At 74.3% G+C, this 21099-nt stretch carries 15 protein-coding genes; 9 read left to right on the top strand and 6 right to left on the bottom strand.

Translation table 11 applies throughout. The features are described 5' to 3' along the window. Positions 1–129: 129 nt before the first annotated feature. Together LG396_RS00825 and LG396_RS00820 are read left to right on the top strand one after the other, a co-directional pair. On the top strand, positions 130–804 hold the full coding sequence (locus tag LG396_RS00825) for a WGxxGxxG family protein (protein ID WP_225793165.1): 675 nt from the start codon (positions 130–132) through the stop codon (positions 802–804). Positions 805–970: 166 nt separating this feature from the next. After that, entirely contained in the window at positions 971–1465 is a 495-nt protein-coding gene (locus LG396_RS00820; RefSeq protein ID WP_037747891.1) for an NUDIX hydrolase, read from the top strand. A gap of 7 nt (positions 1466–1472) precedes the next feature. On the opposite strand, the gene LG396_RS00815 is transcribed toward LG396_RS00820, so the two are convergent. The 4 genes from LG396_RS00815 to LG396_RS00800 form a co-directional block, all read right to left on the bottom strand. After that, positions 1473–2105 (bottom strand): HAD family hydrolase, encoded by a 633-nt coding sequence (locus LG396_RS00815; protein ID WP_018838758.1) that lies wholly within the window; start codon positions 2103–2105, stop codon positions 1473–1475. Positions 2106–2176: 71 nt separating this feature from the next. After that, complete coding sequence (locus tag LG396_RS00810; RefSeq protein WP_225793164.1) at positions 2177–3130, bottom strand: hypothetical protein; 954 nt, start codon at positions 3128–3130, stop codon at positions 2177–2179. A 177-nt stretch (positions 3131–3307) separates the two neighbouring features. Further along, positions 3308–4312 (bottom strand): metallophosphoesterase, encoded by a 1005-nt coding sequence (locus LG396_RS00805; protein ID WP_225793163.1) that lies wholly within the window; start codon positions 4310–4312, stop codon positions 3308–3310. A gap of 434 nt (positions 4313–4746) precedes the next feature. Next, entirely contained in the window at positions 4747–5841 is a 1095-nt protein-coding gene (locus LG396_RS00800; protein WP_018838761.1) for a LacI family DNA-binding transcriptional regulator, read from the bottom strand. A 502-nt stretch (positions 5842–6343) separates the two neighbouring features. Here LG396_RS00800 and hisC point away from each other — a divergent pair. The 5 genes from hisC to LG396_RS00775 all read left to right on the top strand — a co-directional run bounded on the left by hisC (position 6344) and on the right by LG396_RS00775 (position 16167). Continuing rightward, positions 6344–7444 carry a histidinol-phosphate transaminase gene (gene hisC, locus LG396_RS00795; protein ID WP_225793611.1) on the top strand — a complete coding sequence of 367 codons (1101 nt, stop codon included), beginning with the start codon at positions 6344–6346 and terminating at the stop codon, positions 7442–7444. Between the two features lie 329 nt (positions 7445–7773). After that, positions 7774–9297, top strand: coding sequence for a cytochrome ubiquinol oxidase subunit I (locus LG396_RS00790; protein ID WP_225793162.1), 1524 nt, complete (start codon positions 7774–7776; stop codon positions 9295–9297). 18 nt (positions 9298–9315) lie between these two features. Then, positions 9316–10410, top strand: coding sequence for a cytochrome d ubiquinol oxidase subunit II (gene cydB / locus LG396_RS00785; RefSeq protein WP_225793161.1), 1095 nt, complete (start codon positions 9316–9318; stop codon positions 10408–10410). 1 nt (position 10411) lies between these two features. Next, positions 10412–14380 carry a thiol reductant ABC exporter subunit CydD gene (gene cydD, locus LG396_RS00780; RefSeq protein ID WP_225793160.1) on the top strand — a complete coding sequence of 1323 codons (3969 nt, stop codon included), beginning with the start codon at positions 10412–10414 and terminating at the stop codon, positions 14378–14380. Further along, positions 14377–16167, top strand: coding sequence for a sensor histidine kinase (locus LG396_RS00775; RefSeq protein WP_225793159.1), 1791 nt, complete (start codon positions 14377–14379; stop codon positions 16165–16167). Before cydD ends, LG396_RS00775 begins: the two co-directional genes overlap by 4 nt. Before the next feature lie 2 nt (positions 16168–16169). On the opposite strand, the gene LG396_RS00770 is transcribed toward LG396_RS00775, so the two are convergent. Then, on the bottom strand, positions 16170–17018 hold the full coding sequence (locus LG396_RS00770) for a Cof-type HAD-IIB family hydrolase (RefSeq protein WP_225793158.1): 849 nt from the start codon (positions 17016–17018) through the stop codon (positions 16170–16172). A gap of 167 nt (positions 17019–17185) precedes the next feature. Beyond that, complete coding sequence (locus tag LG396_RS00765; RefSeq protein WP_308190061.1) at positions 17186–18964, bottom strand: penicillin-binding transpeptidase domain-containing protein; 1779 nt, start codon at positions 18962–18964, stop codon at positions 17186–17188. A 102-nt stretch (positions 18965–19066) separates the two neighbouring features. On the opposite strand from LG396_RS00765, the gene LG396_RS00760 reads away from it, so the two are divergent. Further along, complete coding sequence (locus LG396_RS00760) at positions 19067–20119, top strand: LysR family transcriptional regulator (protein ID WP_145896117.1); 1053 nt, start codon at positions 19067–19069, stop codon at positions 20117–20119. Then, on the top strand, positions 20116–21096 hold the full coding sequence (locus LG396_RS00755) for a serine hydrolase (RefSeq protein WP_225793156.1): 981 nt from the start codon (positions 20116–20118) through the stop codon (positions 21094–21096). Before LG396_RS00760 ends, LG396_RS00755 begins: the two co-directional genes overlap by 4 nt. Positions 21097–21099 lie beyond the last annotated feature (3 nt).

The raw sequence follows: 21099 nt of genomic DNA, 5'->3' as shown, positions 1-21099 counted from the left end.
GGCAAAGGGGATAAAACTCGCGTAACCAGGCAATGCATGTGTTCATGGTGTGTGGGGGAGCCGCGGGCACGCGGGTCGAGAGCCGCGTTCGAGACGCCCGTCGGCACAGCTCTCAAGGGAGATCACACCATGCGTAAGATCGCCGCAACACTGGGCGCGGCCGGGATCATCGCCCTGGCCCCCCTGACCGGCGCGAGCGCGCAGCCCGCCGCCCCGGCGGACAGCCCCCAGACCACCGTTCAGCAGCAGCAGGGCCCGCGCGGCCCGAAGGGCGACAGCGCCAGCAACTGGGGCCTGCTGGGCCTGGCCGGCCTCCTCGGCCTCGCGGGTCTGGCGAAGAAGTCCGGCGCGAGCAGCAGCCGCCGCGGCGACGTCTCCAACCGTGCCGCCCAGACCACGGGCACGCGCCGCGAGTACGGCACCGAGCACGGCCACGGCCACGGCAAGGACGCCGGCCACATGCGCAAGTCCGACGAGGACATGCGCGGCGGCCACGGTGAGCACGAGCACGGCAAGCACGGCAAACACGGCATGCGCGGCGGCAAGCACGGCATGTCCGGTGACACGTCCGGCACTTCGGGCTCGGCCGGCATGAAGGGCGGCGAGTCCGGCACGTCCGGCGGCACGTCGTCCCGTACGTCGCCCGCGCCCGGCGCCGACGACCGGTCCGGCCGCACCACGCACAGCGACCTCACCGGCGGCACCGCCCACGAGAGCAGGCCGGGCACCGACCAGAGCGGCACCACGCACCGCGTCTACGGTACGGACGACCCCATGCCCGGCGACGACGACAAGCGGCGGTGACGGCCCAGGCGCCCCACCCCCGGCTCCCGCCCGTCCCGCCGTGCCGCCGCGCCCCGTGCGCGCCCGGCGCGGCGGGACGGGGGTGTTTCCGCCGTACGCACCCGCCCGCCGGTTTCCCGCGGCGGCCGCGGGTTTCGACGGGCGCGCCGCGTGCCACATACTCCCCATGACCGTGTCCCACCGGCCCGTGGTCAAGCGCACCGCCCGCGCCGTCCTCCTCGACGGCGACGAGATGCTGCTCATCAAGCGCACCAAGCCGGGCCGCGAGCCCTACTGGATCACCCCCGGCGGCGGCGTCGAGCCCGCCGACGCCTCCGTCGTCGCCGCGCTGCACCGGGAGGTCGACGAGGAGCTGGGTGCCCGTGTCACCGGCGTCGTCCCCGTCTTCGTCGACACCGTGCCCGAGGGCGAACGCGGGGTGAAGGTGCAGCACTTCTTCGCCTGCCGGCTCACGTCCATGGACCTGACGCGGCGCCACGGGCCCGAAGTCGACGAGCCCCGCGGCGAGTACGAGGCGGTACGCATCCCCTTCTCCCGCGAGGGCGTCGACTCCGTCGACGTCGTCCCGCCCAGCCTGCGCGCGTACCTGCGGATGAACATCGAGGGCGTCCTCGCCGTCCTCGCGGACGACTTCCTCACCGGCGGCTCCCCCGGCGGCTAGCGGCGCGTCATCCGGTGGTACGCGTCAGCGCGTAGGCCTCCCGCAGGTCCCGCCCGCTGTACGCGTGCGACGCGAGCCCGCTCACGTGGTGGTCGGCGTTGACGGCGACAGAACGCGGCACCACCGCGAACAGGTCGGTGTCCGACATGGAGTCCCCGTACGCCACGCAGTCCGCGCGCGTCAGCCCGTACTCCGCGCAGAGCAGATCCGCTATCCGCACCTTGTCCGGCGGCCCCAGGATGCCCGCCATGTCCACCGGCTCGCGGAACGGCAGCGCCGGGAAACGCGACCCGTGCGCCGCGTGCACCCCCCACTCCAGCAGCCGTTCGACGAAGAACCCCGGCGCCAGGGAGATGACCGCGCAGTGCTCCCCGCGCTCCGTGATGTCCGCCCACACCTCGCGGATCCCCGCGAGCCACGGCGCGCCCGCGAAGGCGCGGGCCAGGATCTCGGGCGTGAGGCTGCTCCACATGCCGTGCGCGTGGCCCGCGTACTGGTACGTGTCGATCTCGCCGGAGCCGAACGCCGCGTCCAGCGCCTGGAACTCGGCGACCAGTCCCAACTGGCGCGCCAGCTCGATGTTCGCGGAGGAGCCGTGCAGCAGGGTGCCGTCCATGTCGAAGATGTGCAGCCGGGACATGGTGCTGAATCTAGGACGCGCGTACGGGCGCGGACAACCGATTACTCGCGCGGCACCGCCGCCCGGCCGGGTCAGTCCGGGTCGTGCTCGGGACCGCCGTAGTCGGGGCTGGTGAAGTCCGGGCTCGAGTAGCTCGGCCCGTCCGCCGACTGGCCGTCGTCGGGGCTGGAGAACGCCGGGCGGGAGTAGCCCAGGCGCGGGGTGCGGGTGACGGTGGGGTCGGTCGTACGCACCGCCGGGTACGCCCCGCCGCCACCGCCGCCGTCGGGTCCGCCGCCGTCGAGCCCGTCGAGCCCGTCGAGGTCGCCGCCGTCGAGGCCGTCGGACCCGCCGGCGCCGTCCCCGCGGCCGGACTCGCCGCCCGCTAGGGCCTGTTCGATGAAGGGCTCGATGCCCCGTTCCAGCAGCGCCGCGCGCCACTCCTCACGGGCGCGGTCGACCTGCTCGGTCAGATCGCGGCTGGCCGCCGCCCTGATGGACGTCGAGCCGTTGCGCACCGCGGTCAGCAGCAGCGCGACCATCGAGATGACGATGGCGGCGACGGCGAGAATCGCGAAGATCCAGCCCGCCGTGCGCATCGAGGACGCCACGGAGGGCTCGGGGTCCATCAGGTGCAGGAGATAGCCGACGAGGAGGAAGATCACCGCGGCCGTACCGGCCAGCACGGGCACCAGTACCGCCGCCGCGGCGGCCACGCCCGCGCTGGAGCTGCCGCCCTGGCCGCCGGCCCGCGCGCCGCTGAAGCGGATGCCCTCCGCGCCGCCCAGGGTTCCGCCCCCGCCGACGCCGCCGCTCACCGAGGGCCGGCGCAGCTCGGCACGCAGCTCCACGTAACGCTCGTATTCGGCCGACGCGCTCGCGGAGATCTCCGCCGTGGCACCGAGGGCCCGGGCCCGGAGCTGTTCGGGGGCGAGCGGCCGGCCGCGGCCGGCGCCGACCGTGAACTCGGCACTGTGCAGCGCGGAATCGAGGAGCCGCTCGAAGTCCGGGCGGTCCTCCGTCAGCAGATGCGACGCACTGGTCATGTGCTTGTGCTCCCCCGGATGGGCAGGCAACAAGGCAAACGGGGACGGAGCGTGCCTGCGGCGCTAGGCCCTGGGCGGCAGAGCCTATTACCGATGGTAGAGCGCTTCGCGTATGGCGGATAAGTGTCTTTTCAGAAAAGGAGGTTCCGTATTAGAGCACGTGAGGCTGATGTGCCGCTACCGCCCGACCAGCGGAAGTCGCACGACAAGCAGTTTTCCGGCCATGGTGACCCCGCCGTCCATGGCGATGGCCAGGCCGTCCGCGTAGATGTGCGGGCCCTGCACCGCGGCGCCCCGCTCCTCGCCGTCGGTGTCCTCGCTGGGCACCTCCCCGAGCAGATACGGGATCGGGCTGTGCCCGTGCACCAGCCGCTCGCCGCCGTACCGGCCGAGCAGTTCCCGTACCGCCGAGGGGCCCGTCTCCTCGTCGCGGAAGGCGAAGCGCTTGGTGAACTTGCGGAAGAGGTCCCACACCTCGTCCGCGTCGGAGCGGGCGAGGATGTCGTGGATGGTGTCGTTGACGCCCTCGATGGAGTCGCCGTAGTCGAGGTACGCGGTGGTGTCGGAGTGCACCAGGAGGTGGTCGTCCTCCTCGTGGATGGCGTCGAGCCGGGCCATCCACTGCAGGTGGACGTCCTCCAGCCGCTCCATGTCGGTGCGCTGCCCGCCGTTGAGCAGCCAGGCGGCCTGGAAGGAGGCGGTGCCGGCACCGGAGTTGACCGGCGTGTCGCCGAAGCGCTTGGCGCCGAGCAGCAGCAGCTCGTGGTTGCCCATGAGCGCCTTGCAGTAGCCGCCGGCGGCGGCCGCCTCGGCGGACAGCCGCATGACGAGGTCGATGACGCCGATGCCGTCGGGGCCGCGGTCGGTGAAGTCGCCGAGGAACCACACGCGGGTGTTCCCCGCGGTCCAGCGGTCGGCCTCGTCGATGATGCCCTGGGCGCGCAGGGCGGCGCGCAGCTCGTCGAGATAGCCGTGGACGTCGCCGACGACGTACAGCGGGCCGTAGCCGCCGCTCTCCCCGGGCCTGATCACCGGCAGGTCGGCCTGTGTCGGGGTGTACCCGTCGTCGGCCTCCCCGTAGGCGTCGCCGGCGGCGGGTGCCGCGGGGACGGGGGGTGCCGCCCCGGCGGGCACCCCAGCCGTGGTCCGCAGCCCCGGCGTCTGACCGGCCCCCTGTTGCATCGAACCCCTCCACCGCCTAGCCGTTCTGCCACCGGGACACGACCGGGCCGCCATGGGACCAGGTGCCGCTCCCCCGTGCCGTGGGGGAGATCCGCGGTGTGCGTGCGCCCATCATAGAAATGCCTGTCGCAGCTTGTGCGGTACCAGGGGCCGCCAATTGGCTCCGGCTGCGGAAGACGCCGCCCGCCGACCCACCAGAACCGGGCAAACGGGGCAGGACCGGCACGGGAATCGGCGGGGGCGGGGCCGCAAGCGGTCATGAGTTGTCGTACGGCACGGGGCGGGCGGGCCCGAAGGGCCGCGGAGCACCGCCGCGGGGCACCCCTCGCCGCGTCGCACGGGGCGTACGGCGGGGGGTGGACGGCGGTGCGGACAGCGGACAGCGGACGGCCGGGCGCGCGGGGGCCGTACGGCCCGTGGCGCTGCCCGCGCCGCTACGCCGGGCGGCGCGGGGCGCTGACGACCGTACGCGGCGGGCGCCGCTGCGAGGACGCCCGCACGATCAGGTCCGTCGGTATGACCTGCTCGATGGGACGGCCCGCGTCGACTCCCTCGATGGCGTCGATCAGCAGCTGCACGACGGCCGTGCCGATCCGGCGCGGCTTGAGGGAGAGCGTGGTGATGGGCGGGTCCGTGGAGGCGTAGCCCGGGGACTCGCTGCAGCAGACGAGCATCAGGTCGTCGGGCACCCGCAGGCCGTAGCGCCGGGTGGCGGCCAGGAGGTCGGTGCCGTTGGGGTCGAAGAGGCCGTAGACGGCGTCCGGCCGGTCGGGGCGGGCGAGCAGCCGGTCGGCGGCCACGGCCCCGGCGCGCGGGTCGTGGGCGGGGTAGGACTCGTAGACCGGGTCCTGTCCGACGCGCTCGCACCAGGTGAGGTACGCGGTGGTGGACAGCCGGGTGTACGTGTCGGTGCTGGTGCCGGTGAGCAGCCCGATACGGCGGGCGCCGGCATCGGCGAGGTGGTCGAGCAGCTCCATGACGGCGGCCTGGTGGTCGTTGTCGACCCAGGCGGTGACCGGCAGGGAGCCGCCGGGGCGGCCGTCGCTGACGACGGGGATGCCCTGGCGGACGATCTCGCTGACGACGGGATCGCCCTCGGCCGGGTCGATGACCACCGTGCCGTCGAGGGCCACGTTGGACCACACGTCGTGCCGGGAGGTCGCGGGGAGGATCACCAGCGCGTAGCCGCGGGCGAGGGCGGCGGAGGTCGCCGCACGGGCCATCTCGGCGAAGTACGCGAACTCGGTGAAGGTGAAAGGTTCTTCCCCGTACGTCGTCACCGTTAAGCCGATGAGCCCCGACTTGCCGGTGCGCAGCGCGCGGGCGGCGGCCGACGGCCGGTAGCCGAGGCGGTCCGCGACCTCGCGGACGTGGCGGCGGGTCGCCTCCGGCAGCCGGCCCTTCCCGTTCAGCGCGTCGGAGACGGTCGTGATCGAGACGCCCGCCGCGGCGGCGACATCGCGGATGCCCGCCCGCGCCAGCTTGCGGCTGGGCGGCCGGCTCACTTGCGGTTGGATCGAGCCGGTCATGCGCCTTCTTTCTTCAAGCACGTACGTAGTCCCCCGTGCAAGCCGCATAGTCAGGCAGGCTTGTCATCGCGAGCTGATAGTAGGGCTCGGATGGCTCGATTGCGGGAGAATCCGAACCGTAACTGACAGGCACGATTCTGCAGGAGCGCATCGGTCAAACGACCATGGAATGCCAAGTGGTTGCACCATTGTCGACCATGGGTCCATGGCGCAAGCTGGGTGACACCTGCCGTGGTACGAAGGTCTCGAAGAGGTCTCAGTCACCTTCACGGGTGATGCGCGCCATGGCGTCCGCCACCCGTGCGCGCGAGGGTGGATGCGCCCCCCGCGGGTGCGGCCCCGTCCGCGGGGCCCGGCGGGGGCGGCAGGTGTGGCGCGTAACGGCAGGGTACGGGCTGGGTCGAGGAGGACCGCGGTGACGAACGACAAGACTCCCAGGGCTGCTGAGACTGCCGGGACTGCGGGGGATGCGGGGGCTCCGGGGGAGGCCGCGGCTCCCCGGCTGCGGGCTGCGCTGGCGGGCATCCCGACGTACAAGCCGGGCAAGCCGGCGGCCGCCGCTTCGGGTGCGGGGGCCGCGGGGGCCGGGGCCGGGGCGGCCGCGTACAAGCTCTCCTCGAACGAGAACCCCTTCCCGCCGCTGCCCGGCGTGCTGGAGGCGGCGATCGCGGCGGCCGGGAGCTTCAACCGCTACCCCGACATGGCCTGCGCCGCGCTGACCGCCGAGATCGCCGAACGCCTCGGCGTACCGCCCGAGCACGTCGCCACGGGCACCGGGTCGGTGGGCGTGGCACAGCAGTTGCTGCAGGCCACGGCCGGGCCGGGCGACGAGGTGATCTACGCCTGGCGGTCGTTCGAGGCGTACCCGATCATCACGCAGATCTCGGGGGCGCGGTCGGTGCAGGTTCCGCTGACGGCGGAGGAGCGGCACGACCTGGACGCGATGGCGGACGCGGTGACGGACGCCACCCGGCTGATCTTCGTCTGCACCCCGAACAACCCGACGGGCACGGCGGTGCGCCGCGGGGAGCTGGAGCGCTTCCTCGACCGGGTGCCGCAGGACGTGCTGGTGGTGCTGGACGAGGCGTACTGCCAGTTCGTCCGGGACGACGGCGTGGACGGCGGGATCCCGGACGGCCTGGAGATCTACCGGGACCGGCCGAACGTCTGCGTGCTGCGCACCTTCAGCAAGGCGTACGGGCTGGCGGGGCTGCGGGTCGGCTTCGCGGTGGCGCACGAGCCGGTGGCGGCGGCGCTGCGGAAGACGGCGGTGCCGTTCGGGGTGAGCCAGATCGCGCAGGAGGCGGCGATCGCGTCGCTGCGGAGCGAGGCGGCGCTGCTGGAGCGGGTGGAGTCGCTGGTCGCTGAGCGCACGCGGGTGCGGGAGGGGCTGCTGGCGCAGGGCTGGACGGTGCCGGAGACGCACGCGAACTTCGTCTGGCTGCGGCTGGGGGAGCGGAGCATGGACTTCGCGGCGGCGTGCGAGGCGGCGGGCGTGGTGGTCCGGCCGTTCGCGGGGGACGGAGTGCGGGCGTCGGTGGGCGAACGCGAGGCGAACGACATCCTGCTGGCGGTGGCGGAGGAGTTCCGGAAGGAACTGTAGACCGGGGCCGCAGGCCGGGCAGGCCGGGCAGAGGTGGGCCGAGGCAGTGAGCGCCGCTCTCGGCGCTGAGCGGTGCTCCATGCCGAGAGCACCGCTCTCGGCGGCCCCGCCGTCATGCCCCCAGACGCCCCGAAACCAGACGTAGGGGACCCCCCTGAAAGGTCCGGGAAGCTCTGTGCCACACTGGGCCTTGTGAATGTGAACGCATTCACGAGCGGTGCTGTTCGTAGGGGTTTACCCCCGTATGCCATGCCGCCACGGCCCCACCGGGCCGACCGGCGCGTGGATCATCGTCAGTGCCGTGCCCGTGATCGCGGAGAGGAGCCCTCGTGGATCTGGCACTCGCCCCGGAGACCCTGGCGCGTTGGCAGTTCGGGATCACCACCGTCTACCACTTCCTCTTCGTCCCCCTGACGATCTCCCTCTCCGCCCTCGTCGCCGGCCTGCAGACGGCCTGGGTGCGCACGGGCAAGGAGAAGTACCTCAGGGCGACGAAGTTCTGGGGCAAGCTCTTCCTGATCAACATCGCCATGGGCGTGGTGACCGGCATCCTGCAGGAGTTCCAGTTCGGCATGAACTGGTCGGACTACTCCCGCTTCGTCGGCGACGTCTTCGGCGCACCCCTCGCCTTCGAAGCCCTGATCGCCTTCTTCTTCGAGTCCACCTTCATCGGCCTGTGGATCTTCGGCTGGGACCGGCTGCCGCAGAAGATCCACCTCGCCTGCATCTGGATGGTCGCGGTCGGCACCGTGCTCTCCGCCTACTTCATCCTCGCCGCCAACTCCTGGATGCAGCACCCGGTCGGTTACCGCATAAACGAGGAGTCCGGCCGCGCCGAGCTGACCGACTTCTGGCGCGTACTCACCCAGAACACGGCCATCGCGCAGTTCTCCCACACCATCACCGCGGCCTTCCTCACCGGCGGCGCGTTCGTCGTCGGCATCGCCGCGTACCACCTGATGCGCGGCCGGCACGTCGCCGTCATGCGGAGTTCGCTGCGGCTGGGCCTGCTGACGATGGTCGTCGCCGGGCTGCTGACCGCGTTCACCGGCGACCGGCTCGGCAAGATCATGTACGACCAGCAGCCGATGAAGATGGCCTCCGCCGAGGCCCTGTGGGAGACCGAGGCGCCCGCGCCCTTCTCGCTCTTCGCCATCGGCGACGTCGACAAGGGCCACAACAGGGTCGCCATAGAGGTCCCCGGCGTGCTGTCGTTCCTCGCCCACGACAACTTCTCCGACGAGGTCCCCGGCATCAACCCCACCAACGAGGAGCTCAAGGAGAAGTACGACGACACGTTCGGGCTCGGCGACTACCGGCCCAACATCCCCGTCGCGTACTGGAGTTTCCGCTGGATGATCGGCTTCGGGATGTCCTCCCTCGGCCTCGGCATGCTCGGGCTCTGGCTCACCCGCCGCCGCTTCTGGCTCGCCGACCGGCTCCGTACCGGCGAGGACGAGGTCCCCCGGCTCGCCCTCACCAAGGACCGCGAACTCGGCGCGCGCCTCGGCGGCTGGTACTGGCGGCTCGCCTTCTACACCCTCCTCTTCCCGCTCGTCGCCAACGCCTGGGGCTGGATCTTCACCGAGATGGGCCGCCAGCCCTGGGTCGTCTACGGCGTCCTGCCCACCTCCTCCGCCGTCTCCCCCGGCGTCTCGCAGGGCGAGGTCATCACCTCGCTCAGCGTCTACACGCTCCTGTACGCGGCCCTCGCCGTCATCGAGGCCAAGCTGATGATCAAGTACGTGAAGGCGGGGCCGCCCGAACTCACCGAGTCCGACCGCAACCCGCCGACGAAGATCGGCGGCCACGACCGCGAGGACTCCGACCGGCCCATGGCCTTCTCGTACTGAGGGAGAGGGGATCACACCATGGAACTGCACGTCGTCTGGTTCGTCCTGATCGCCGTCCTGTGGACCGGCTACTTCTTCCTGGAGGGCTTCGACTTCGGCGTCGGCGTCCTCACCCGGGTGCTGGCCCGCAACCGCGCCGAGCGGCGCGTGCTCATCAACACCATCGGCCCCGTCTGGGACGGCAACGAGGTCTGGCTGCTCACCGCGGGCGGCGCCACCTTCGCCGCCTTCCCCGACTGGTACGCCACCCTCTTCTCCGGCTTCTACCTGCCCCTTCTCCTGATCCTCGTCTGCCTCATCATCCGCGGCGTGGCCTTCGAGTACCGGGCCAAGCGCCCCGAGGAGCACTGGCAGCGCAACTGGGAACTCGCCATCTTCTGGGCCTCCCTGCTGCCCGCGTTCCTGTGGGGAGTGGCGTTCGCCAACATCGTGCGCGGGGTGCAGATCGGCCCCGACAAGGAGTACGTCGGCGACGTCTTCGACCTGCTCAACCCCTTCGCGCTGCTCGGCGGGCTGGTCACGCTCTTCCTCTTCACCTTCCACGGCGCGGTGTTCACGGCGCTGAAGACCGTCGGCGACATCCGGATGCGGGCGCGCCGGCTGGCCACCGTCCTCGGTACGGCGACGGCGGCGCTGGCGCTCGGCTTCCTGCTGTGGCTCCAGTCGGACACCGGCGACGAGCGGAGCCTGGTGACGCTGATCGCGGCGGTGGCGGCGCTGTTCTGCGCGATCGGCGCGGTGGCGGCGGGCCGGGAGGGATGGTCGTTCCTCTACTCCGGGGTGACGATCGTGGCGACGGTCGCGACGCTGTTCCTCGCGCTGTACCCGGACGTCATGCCGTCGAGCCTGAACCCGGCGTGGAGCCTGACGGCGGAGAACGCCTCGTCGACGCCGTACACGTTGAAGATCATGACGTGGTGCGCGGGGATCGCCACGCCGGTGGTGCTGCTGTACCAGGGGTGGACGTACTGGGTGTTCCGCAAGCGCATCGGTACGCAGCACATCGCGCCGGAAGCGCACGCGGCGGTCGCCGCGGGCGGTTCGGGTGCGGACGGTTCGGGGGCCGGCGGTTCGGGTGCCGGCGGTTCAGGTGCCGGCGGGGCGGGCCGGTGACATGAAGCCCGTCGACCCGCGCCTGGCCCGGTACGCGCGCGCCACCCGGTGGTTCCTGCTCGCCACGGTCGCGCTGGGCGCCGCCGGTGCGGGGCTGCTCATCGCGCAGGCGGTGCTGATGGCGGAGATCGTCGTCGGCGCCTTCGAGGACGGCATGTCGGCCACCGGCCTGCGTACGCCGCTGCTGCTGCTCGCGGCGGTCGCCGTGGGGCGGGCGGTGGTGAGCTGGCTGACGGAGCTGGCGGCGCACCGGTCGAGTGCGGAGGTCAAGTCGGAGCTGCGGATGCGGCTGCTGACGGAGGCGGTACGGATCGACGGTTCCCGCGCTCCGGCGGGACAGGACGCGGGGGACGAAGCCCGCACCGGCGAACCGGGAACGGACCCCCGTACGGACGACCTCCCCGCCGACGACCTCCGTACCGGCGAACTCGCCGCACTCGCCACCCGCGGCATCGACGCCCTGGACGCCTACTTCGCCCGCTACCTGCCCCAACTGGGCCTCGCCGTCGTCGTCCCCGCGGCCGTCCTGGCGCGCATCGTCACCGACGACTGGGTCTCCGCCGCGATCATCGCCGGCACCCTGCCGCTGATCCCGGTCTTCATGATGCTCATCGGCTGGGCCACCCAGGCGGCCACCGACCGGCAGTGGCGCACCCTGTCCCGGCTCTCGGCCCACTTCCTCGACGTGGTCTCCGGCCTGCCGACGCTCAAGGTCTTCGGCCGCGCGAAGGCGCAGGCCGACAACATCCGCACCATCACCGCCGACTACCGCCGCGCGACGATGCGCACGCTGCGGATCGCCTTCCTGTCGTCGTTCGCGCTGGAGCTGCTGGCGACGATCTCGGTGGCGCTGGTCGCCGTCACCATCGGCATGCGGCTGGTGCACGGCGAACTGGACCTGTACACCGGGCTGGTGGTGCTGATCCTGGCCCCGGAGGCGTACCTGCCGCTGCGCCAGGTCGGCACGCACTACCACGCCGCGGCGGAGGGCCTGGCGGCGGCGGACCGGGTCTTCGCGGTCCTGGAACGGGGAGGGGCAGAAAAGACCACGGCCGCCCCCGCACCAACGCAGTCCACCCCGCACGCCCGCCCAAGGGTAGGTCCCCCCGCCGACAGCGCCTGCCCGGACGCACGCGACGCCGCCCTCGCCCTCGACGGGCTCGTCGTGCGGCACGACGGCCGGTCCGAGGACTCCCTCCCGCGTACGAGCCTCACCCTCCGCCCCGGCGAGACCGTGGCGCTGACCGGGCCCTCCGGCGCCGGCAAGTCCACGCTCCTCGCCGCGCTCCTCGGTCTCGTACGGCCCGCGGCCGGCCGGGTGCTCGTAGGCGGGCGCGACCTCGCCGCCCTCGACCTGGCGAGCTGGCACGCACAGGTCGCCTGGGTACCGCAGCGGCCCGCTCTCTTCGCCGGCACCGTCGCCGACAACGTCCGCCTCCCGCGCCCCGACGCCACCGACGCCGAGGTCGCGCAGGCGCTCCGCGACGCCGCCGCCGGCGACCTCGACCCCGCCGCCGTCCTCGGCGAGGCGGGCGCCGGGCTCTCCGCCGGCCAGCGGCAGCGGGTCGCCCTCGCGCGGGCGTTCCTCGCCGACCGGCAGGTGGTCCTCCTCGACGAGCCGACCGCCACCCTCGACGGCGACACCGAGGCCACCGTCACCGCCGCGATCGGCCGGCTGGCCCGGGGCCGCACGGTGCTGCTCGTGGCGCACCGCCCGGCGCTGCTGGCGGTGGCGGACCGGGTGGTGCGGCTGGGGGAGGGCCGTACTCCGGCCGCCGCGAGCACACATGCCGTACGGGCCGCGGCGCCGGCGCAGGCCGGGGTCTCGGCACCGGTGCTGGCCGTGCCGACGACGGCCGTGTCGGCAACGGCCGTGTCGGCGGCGGCCGTGTCGGCGGCGGCCGTGTCGGCGGCGGCCGTGCCGACGACGGCCGTGTCGGCGGCGGTGCCGGCGGCCGTGTCCGTACGGGGCGAAGGCGCCGACGGTGCCGCCACCCGCCGCGGCGGGTCGGACGAGCCCGGCCCTCCGCGCCGGGGCGGCAGCGCGCTCCGGAGCAGGACCGCCCGGGGGCGGCTGGCGCTCGCCGCGCTGCTCGGGGCGCTCGCCCTCGCGTCCGCGGTCGGGCTCATGGGCGTCTCCGGGTGGCTGATCTCCCGCGCCTCGGAGCAGCCGCCGGTGCTGTACCTGATGGTCGCCGTGACCGCGACCCGCGCGTTCGGCATCGGGCGCGCCGTCTTCCGCTACACCGAGCGCCTCGTCTCCCACGACGCCGTGCTACGGATCCTCGCGGACCTCCGCGTCGCCGTGTACACCCGGCTCGAACGCCTCGCCCCCGCCGGCCTCGCCCCGCACCGCCGCGGTGACCTGCTCACCCGGCTCGTCGCGGACACCGACACCCTTCAGGACCGCTACCTGCGCTGGCTGCTGCCCGTCTCCGCCGCGGCCCTCGTCGGCGCCGCGTCGGTCGGGACGGCGGCCGTGCTGCTGCCGGAGGCGGGTGCCGTGCTCGCGGTCGGGCTGCTGGCGGCGGGCGTCGGGGTGCCGCTGCTGGCCGTGGCCACGGCCCGGCGTACGGAGGCCCGGCTCGCGCCGGCGCGGGCGGCGCTCGCCACGGAGGTCGTCGACGTCCTCACCGGTACGGCGGAACTCGCCGTCGCCGGCGCCCTGCCCCGCCGCCTCGCCGCGCTCCGCGACGCCGACCGCCGGCTGACCCGTATCGCCGCCCGCAGCGCCGCGGCGCTCGCGCTGGGCGCGGGTCTGTCGGCGCTGATCTGCGGACTGACGGTGGTGGGTGCGGCGGCGGCCGGAGCGCAGGCGGTGCACGAGGGGCGGTTGGGCGGCGTGTGGCTGGGGGTGGTGGTGCTCGGGACGCTCGCGGCGTTCGAGGCGGTGAACGGGATGCCGCTGGCGCTGCAACAGCGGGCCCGGGTGCGGCGGAGCGCGGAGCGCGTGGACGAGATCCTCGATGCGCCGCCGCCGGCCGCGGAGGGTACGGGGCGGCCGCCGGCCGATCCGTACCCGGTGGCGCTGACGGGGGTGTCGGCGCGGCATCCGGGGCAGGACGGGCTGGCGCTGGACGGTGTGGATCTCACGCTGACGCGCGGGCGGCGGGTCGCGGTGGTGGGTGCGTCGGGGTCGGGGAAGACGACGTTGGCGCACGTGCTGCTGCGGTTCCTGGATCCGGTCGCGGGGACATACCGGCTGGGCGGCGACGCGGTCGAGAGCACCGCTCTCGCTTCGGAGCACCGCTCACCGGAGCACCGCTCTCCCACGAGAGCACTGCTCTCCAACGAGAGCACCGCCGACGCTCTCGCCTGCGACCCCGATGCCGTACGCCGCCTCGTCGGCCTCTGCGCCCAGGACGCCCACCTCTTCGACAGCACCCTGCGCGAGAACCTCCGCCTCGCCCTCCCCCATGGCCTGAACGGCATGGGCGGTACCCCCACCGACGCCACCGACGACGACCTGCGCGCCGCCCTCGCCGCCGCCCGCCTCCTGGACTGGGTCGAGACCCTGCCCAGCGGCCTCGACACCCCCGTCGGCGAACACGGCGCCCGGCTCTCCGGCGGCCAGCGCCAGCGCCTCGCGCTGGCCCGCGCGCTGCTCGCGGACTTCCCCGTGCTCGTACTCGACGAACCCGCCGAGCACCTCGACCTGCCCACCGCCGACGCCCTGACCGCCGACCTCCTCGCCGCCACCGAGGGCCGGACGACGGTGCTGATCACCCACCGGCTGACGGGGCTGGCCGCGGTGGACGAGATCGTGGTGCTGGACCGGGGCCGGGTGGTGCAGCGCGGTTCGTACGCGGAGCTGGCGGAGGCGGACGGCCCGTTCCGCCGCACGCTGGCACGGGAGCGGGCGCACCCGTCCCCGTGCCCGCACGAGGACGCGGACAGCCCGCGGACATCGAACGTAAGCGACAATCCCGACTTTCCCCACCGAGAGCCGCTTATTACCCTCGGGACATGACCGCTGCCGACTCCATGGACGCCGCCGCCCGCGCCACCCGGGGACTCCAGGGGGTCTCCAGCGAACTGGCCGAGCGCGTGACGCAGCTGCTCGCCGCCATGCGCTCCATCGGCACGGGGCTGCAGCTCCACCCCACGCTCGACGTGATCGCGCAGACGGCGGCGGAGCTGGCGGGGGCGCGGTACGCGTCGATCGTGGTGATCGACGAGCAGAGCGGTGATCTCGACGAGTTCGCGTCGTACGGCGTGGACGAGGTGGACCGGGCGCGCCTCGACGAGATCCCGGACGCGCCGGGGACGACGCTGACGGTGCCGATCGACGTGGACGGGCGGTACTTCGGGGACCTGGTGCTGTCGGAGAAGCGCGGCGGCGGCCGGTTCCGGGACGACGACCTGCACCTCGTACGGATCATCGCCACCGAGGCGGGCATCGCGATCGGCAACGCGCGGCTGCACCTGGAGACGCGGCAGCGGGAGCGGTGGATCGACGGGGCGCACGCCGTGACCACCGCGCTGCTGTCGAGCGCCGACGCGCGGGACGCGCTGGGGGTGATCGCGGAGCAGGCGCGGGGACTCGCGGACGCGATGGCGGGGGTGGTGCTGCTGCCACGGTCGGGGGGCGAGGTGGCGGTCGGTGCCGCGGGCGGTGCCGGTCCCGGCCCGGGCGGCGGGGGTGCCGGCGGCGCTGCGGGTGGCAGGGCTGGTGCACCCGGCGAGGCCGGTGCGGCTCAGGGGCCGGAGTGGCTGGAGGTGGTGGCCGTGGCCGGGGAGGGGGTGGACGACCTCGTCGGGCGGGTGCTGCCGTCGTACAGCCCGACGGTGCGGGCGCTGCTGGCGGGCAAGGAGGTGTTCCTCGACGACGCCGCCGCCGACCCGCGGGCGGTGAGCGACGGCGCGGGCCGCTTCGGGCCGTGCATGATGCTGCCGCTGCGGAGCGGCAAGAAGGTCCTCGGCGCGCTGTCGTTGCCGCGGGCCCCGGGCGGCCGGCTGTACCGGGAGACGGAGAAGCAGTCGGCGACGCAGTTCGCCGGGCAGGCCGCGCTGGCGCTGATGCTGTCGGAGGTGCAGCGGGACCGGGAGCGGCTGGCGGTGTACGAGGACCGCGACCGGATCGCGCGGGACCTCCACGACCTGGTGATCCAGCGGCTGTTCGCGACGGGCATGCAGTTGCAGGGCGCGAAACGGCTGGAGCGGGCGCCCGAGGTGCGGCAGCGGATCGACGCGGCGGTGGACGCGCTGGAGCTGACGATCGAGGAGATCCGCGGCACGATCTACGCGCTGCAGCAGGAGCCCGAGCAGGCGCCGACGGGGCTGCGGGCGCTGGTGCTGCGGGAGGTCGCGACGGCCGCGGCACCGCTGGGGTTCCAGCCGTCGACGAGCTTCGTGGGGGCGGTGGACGAGCGGGTGGACGAGCGGATCGCGCGGCAGTTGCTGGCGGCGCTGCGCGAGGGGCTGTCGAACGCGTCGCGGCATGCGGGGGCGGGGCAGGTGGGGGTGGTGGTCGACGCGACGGCGGAGCTGCCGGACGGGCGGGACGCGGTGCGGCTGACGGTGGCGGACGACGGGCGGGGGCTGTCGCCGTACGGGCGGCGCAGCGGGCTGCGGAACATCGAGCGGCGGGCGGAGGAACTGGGCGGCCGGGCGACGTACGGGCCGGGGCTGGGGGACTGCGGCGGGGGGACGTCGCTGATCTGGGAGGTTCCGCTGACGGCGCCGGCCGGCGAGGCGGGCGGCGGCGGCCCGGGAGCGGCAGGGGCGACCGGGGCGACGGGGGCGGCTGCGGCGTAGCCTCAAAGTCCGTGCAGCAACTGCTCGATGACCAGCGCCACGCCGTCCTCCTCGTTCCCCGCCGTACGGTCCGTCGTCGCGGCCAGCACCTCCGGGTGGGCGTTGGCCATCGCGTACGACCGGCCCGCCCACGTCAGCATCTCGATGTCGTTCGGCATGTCGCCGAAGGCCACGACCTCCTCCGCGGCGATCCCCCGCGCCGCGCAGTAGCGCTCCAGCGTGCTCGCCTTGCTCACGCCCCGCCCGCTCACCTCCAGCAGCGCGCTCGTCGTCGACCGCGTGAACTCCCCGTGCTCCGCCGCCCCCTCCCGCGCCGCGTGCAGGAACTCGTCCGCCCCCAGGGTCGGGTGGTACGCCAGCAGCTTCAGCAGCGGGTCACCCGCCCGCTCCCCGTCCTCCGCCAGCAGCTTGTGCACCGGCGCTATCGGCCCCGCCGCCCGGTGCAGCGGGTACGCGGCCTCCCGGCCGAAGCCGCCCGTGAACTCGACCGCGAACGACGTGCCCGGCGCGATCGTGTGCAGCACACCGACGATCGCCAGGGCGTCGGGGAGCGGCAGCGGGCAGACCTCCGCCAGTTCGAGCCCGCGGTGCAGGTCGACGACGGCGGCGCCGTTCGCGCAGATCGCCATCCCGTGCCCGTGCACGTGCTCCGCGACCAAGCCCATCCACCGCGCCGGCCTGCCGGTGACGAATACCACCGCCAGCCCCGCTTCCTCCGCGGCGGCCAGCGCGGCGACCGTGCGGGCGGAGACGGTCTTGTCGTCCCGTAGCAGGGTCCCGTCGAGGTCCGTGGCGATGAGCCGGGGACGGGAGGCGGGAAGGGAGGCGGAGGCTGCGGCGGCGTCGGTCACCCGGCCATCATCGCCCACCGCCCCCGAAGACCGCACAGGCGTACGGACAGCCCCCCGTCCCGCCACGGTATCCACCGCACGGCACCGGCGACGCCACGGCACCCACCGCCGCAGCGTCCGCCGTCACAACACCGGCCGCCACGGCACCCGCCGTCACCGCACCCGCCTCATCCCACCGCCTCCAGCACCTCCCGCACCACCGGCCCCGCGTCCCCCGACCCGCTCTCCGCGTCCTCCACCACGCACGCCACCGCGACCCCGTCGCGATACGCCACCAGCCACCCGTTGTTCGGCCCCGTCGCCGTCACCTCCGCCGTCCCCGTCTTCGCCCCCACGTCGCCCGGCAGCCCCGCCAGCACCTGCGCGCTGCCCTCCGTGACCGTGTCCCGCATCAGCGCCCGCAACTGCTCGACGACCCCCTCCGGCAGTTCCTCCGCCGACGCCGAGGTCTCCTGCCCCGACACGATCACCGGCTGCCGGAACGTGCCCGTCGCCGCCGTCGCCGTGACCGACGCCATCACCAGCGGGTTCGACCGCAGCCGGCCCTGCCCGAAGAGCGACGCCGCCTTCTCCGTCTCGTCCCCGGGCACCGGCACCTCCCCGTCGAACGACGGCACGCCCGTGCTCCACTCCTCCCCGATCCCGAAGTACCGCCGCGCGAAGTCCGTCATCTCCTCGTTGCCGAGCGAGCCGCGCAGCGCGACGAAGGCGGTGTTGCAGGAGTGGATGAAGTCCTCGCGGAACGTCGCGCCGGGTATCTCGGAGGTCTCCACGTTGTGGAACTGCTTCCCGACCGTCAGGTACTTCGGGCAGTCCACCGTCGTCTCCGGGGTGACCGCGCCCTTGTTCAGCAGCGCGGCCGTCGTGACGACCTTCCACGTCGAGCCGGGGGCGTACGTGCCCTGGAAGGCCCGGTTGAAGCCCGCGGCCGGCGAGTTGGCCGCGGCCAGGACCTCGCCGCTGTCCATGTCGAGCGCGACAAGCCCGGCGTTGCGCCCGCCGACGTGCCGCTCCAGCGCCTCCTCCGCGGCGCCCTGCAACTCCGCGTCGACCGTCGTGCGCAGCGTCCCGTCCCCCGCGCCGCGCCGCGGCCCGAAGCGCGCCTCGGTACTCCGCACGTCCCCCGAGTGCCGGTCGACGACCTGCACCGCGCCCTGCGGCCGCCCGCCGCCCAGGCCCAGCACGCCCGCCAGCGACGGGTGGTCGGCGGCGGAGATGTCGGCCCCGTCGCGGTCGACGGCGTTCAGCTCGGCGGACTCCTCCCGTACCAGCCGGAACTTCTCCGTCTCCGTCAGCTTGGGGTGCACCGCCCCCAGCTCCCAACGCACCCGCCACGCCCCGCCGTCCTCGCGGACCAGCGGCAGCGTCGCGTCGTACGTCCAGGTGCCGAGGCCGCGTACGGGCATCTTCGCGGTGTACGCCACCTGCGCCCCGCCGTCGCCGTCTGCCCGGGCCTTCCCCACCGTCAGCTTCGGCTCCGCGATCTCCAGGCCCTCGGTGAAGCTGGCGAGGATCCGTTCCGCCTCGGCCGGCGAGTCCGTCAGCCGGGCCGCCGCCTTCATCTCCCCCGCCGACCAGCCGGCGAGGAACCGCTCCGCCGTCCGCCGCGCCTGCGGATCCGCGGCCCCGCCGCCGTCCGCGCCGCTGTCGAGCGGCCCGGCCGTCGCCGCCCAGTACCCGCCGCCGGCCAGCACCACCGCCACCGCGGCGAGCACCGGACCGCGGCGCCGCCGCCGTCGCCGCCGCCCGGGCGGTTCGCCGTACGGGTCGACGCCGTAGGGGTCGACTCCGTACGGGTCGACGCGGTAGGAGTCCGCGCCGTCGTTCGGATCCACGCCGTACGGATCGGCTCCGTACGGGTCCGTCCGGTACCCGTCCCCGCCGCCGTACGGCTCCGCGTGGGCACCGTCCTCGTACGAGCCGTGCGCCCCGTCCCCGTACCCCACCCCATGTCCTGTCATGCCGGACAGCAGATCAGTCGCCGCCCGCCCCAGTCCAAGACCAATATCCTCATCGATCCGATAGCGAATTGACTATCCTTGCTGTTCATGGACCTCCTTCGGCATCTGCGCTACTTCAGGGCGGTCGCCGAGGAGCGCCACTTCGGCCGCGCCGCCGAGCGGCTGCGCATCGCGCAGCCGTCGCTGTCCCAGCGCATCCGCCGGCTGGAACGCGAGCTGGGCGTGCGGCTCTTCGACCGCGGCAGCCAGGGCACGGCGCTCACTCCCGCCGGCCGGCTGGTCCTGGCGGAGGCCGACCACGTGCTGGCAGCCGCGGACCGGCTCGCCGCGGCGGTGGCGCGGATCGGCAGCGGCGCCGCCGGTACGCTGCGCGCCGCCGTCCCGCCGCACCTGGGCCCGGCGGCCGTCGCCGCGCTCATCACCGGCTACCGCGAGCGCTCCCCGGGCGGCGAGCTGGAGCTGCGCGAGCTGACCACCACCGCGCAGGCCCGCGAGCTGGCCGCCGGCACCCTCGACGCGGGCGTCGTACGGCATCCGTGCCCCGCACCCGGGCTCGCCTTCGGGCCCGTACTCCATCAGCCGCTCGGCGCGCTCCTCGCCGAGGCCGACCCGCTCGCCGCGGTCGAGCGGCTGACGGCGGCCGACCTGAGCGGGCGCGCGCTCGTCCTCACGCCGCGGGCCGACGATCCGGCGCTGTACGACGAGGTGCTCACCGCGTGCGCCCGGCACGGCTGCACCCCGGCCGCCGTCCACGAGGCGTCCGGCGCCGACTTCACCCGCGCGCTCGTCCTCTCCACGGCCCCGCCGGCACCGGCCGCACCTCGAACACCCGGAGCAGCGGAAGCACCCGGAGCACCACCCGGGTCCGAAGAACCCCCGGCACCCGCCGCACCCGCACCCGGCGGCGGCGCCGTCGCCCTGCTGCCCCGTACCACCGCCGGCCCCGGTACGGTGTGGCGCCCGCTGGCCGGCGATCCGATCGGCTGGCGTACCTCCGCGGCGTGGCCGGCGGACGGCCACAACCCGGCCGTGGCCCGCTTCGCGGAGGCCGCCCACGAGGCGATGCGCGACCACGCGGGCATGCGCCCCGCCCGCGCCGCGGCCGTCCACCCCCGCCCCGCATCGGAGTTCCCGCTGTGACCCCGCCCCAGCCGCCACCGCCGCCGGAGCGCCCCGAGCCCGCGCGCCCCCCGGACGCCACCGCGCCCCCCGCCCCCCGTACGACGGCGCCAACGCCCCCCGCCCACCGCACCGCCAGGTCCCGCATCCGCCGGGCGTTCACGGAAGCCGGCGTCACCGGCCAGCTCCACGCGCGCGACATCGACACCGGCGCCGGCCTCGCCGTGGCCGCCGACACCCCGGTCAGCACGGCCAGCGTGCACAAGGTGTGCCTCCTGGCCGCCCTCTACCGCGAGGCAGAGCACGGCCGCGTCGACCTCACCGCCGCCGTCGACATCCCCGCCGACGGCCGCACCCCCGGCCCCACCGGACTCGGCGCCATGCGCGACGCCGCCCGCCTGTCGCTGCGCGACCTTGCCGTCCTCGCGGTCTCCGTCAGCGACAACACCGCCGCCGACGTGCTGTGGGACGCCGTCGGCATCGAGGCCGTCAACCGCACCATGACCGCCCTGGGGCTGACCCGCACCACCGCCGTGCAGAAGGTACGCGACCTCTACGCCGCACTCGCCGAGGACGCCGGCGCCGCCGGTGCCGCCGCACTCCTCGACCCCGCCCGCGTCGCCCGCCTCCGCGCCCTCGACCCGGCCCGTACCAACCGCTCCACCCCGCGCGAACTCACCGCGCTCCTCGCCGCCGTCTGGCGCGACGAGGTGTGCACCGGCGCGTACGCCGCCGACCTGCGCCGCACGCTGGGCACCCAGGCGTGGGGGCACCGGCTGGCGTCCGGCTTCCCCTTCGACGACGTACGGGTCAGCGGGAAGACGGGCACGCTGCCGACGCTGCGGCACGAGATCGGCGTCGTGGAGTACCCGGACGGGGGCCGCTACGCGGTCGCCGTCTGCACCCGCGCCGCCGCGACGGCGGTGACGCTCCCGGCGGCCGACGCGGTGATCGGCACCGCGGCCCGGCTCGCGGTGGACGCCCTGCGCGCCCCGTGACCG

The organism is Streptomyces aculeolatus (assembly GCF_020400605.1).
GTDB lineage: Bacteria > Actinomycetota > Actinomycetes > Streptomycetales > Streptomycetaceae > Streptomyces > Streptomyces aculeolatus.
The sequence above is the reverse complement of the archived record's forward strand: the minus strand, read 5'-3'. Positions and strand labels throughout refer to the sequence as shown.

Bases quoted from the DNA above. Each gene is read 5' to 3' on its own strand.
- LG396_RS00825 (WP_225793165.1), top strand. From the start codon at position 130: ATGCGTAAGATCGCCGCAACACTGGGCGCGGCCGGGATCATCGCCCTG.
- LG396_RS00820 (WP_037747891.1), top strand. From the start codon at position 971: ATGACCGTGTCCCACCGGCCCGTGGTCAAGCGCACCGCCCGCGCCGTC.
- LG396_RS00815 (WP_018838758.1), bottom strand. From the start codon at position 2,105: ATGTCCCGGCTGCACATCTTCGACATGGACGGCACCCTGCTGCACGGC.
- LG396_RS00810 (WP_225793164.1), bottom strand. From the start codon at position 3,130: ATGACCAGTGCGTCGCATCTGCTGACGGAGGACCGCCCGGACTTCGAG.
- LG396_RS00805 (WP_225793163.1), bottom strand. From the start codon at position 4,312: ATGCAACAGGGGGCCGGTCAGACGCCGGGGCTGCGGACCACGGCTGGG.
- LG396_RS00800 (WP_018838761.1), bottom strand. From the start codon at position 5,841: ATGACCGGCTCGATCCAACCGCAAGTGAGCCGGCCGCCCAGCCGCAAG.
- cydB (WP_225793161.1), top strand. From the start codon at position 9,316: ATGGAACTGCACGTCGTCTGGTTCGTCCTGATCGCCGTCCTGTGGACC.
- cydD (WP_225793160.1), top strand. From the start codon at position 10,412: ATGAAGCCCGTCGACCCGCGCCTGGCCCGGTACGCGCGCGCCACCCGG.
- LG396_RS00775 (WP_225793159.1), top strand. From the start codon at position 14,377: ATGACCGCTGCCGACTCCATGGACGCCGCCGCCCGCGCCACCCGGGGA.
- LG396_RS00760 (WP_145896117.1), top strand. From the start codon at position 19,067: ATGGACCTCCTTCGGCATCTGCGCTACTTCAGGGCGGTCGCCGAGGAG.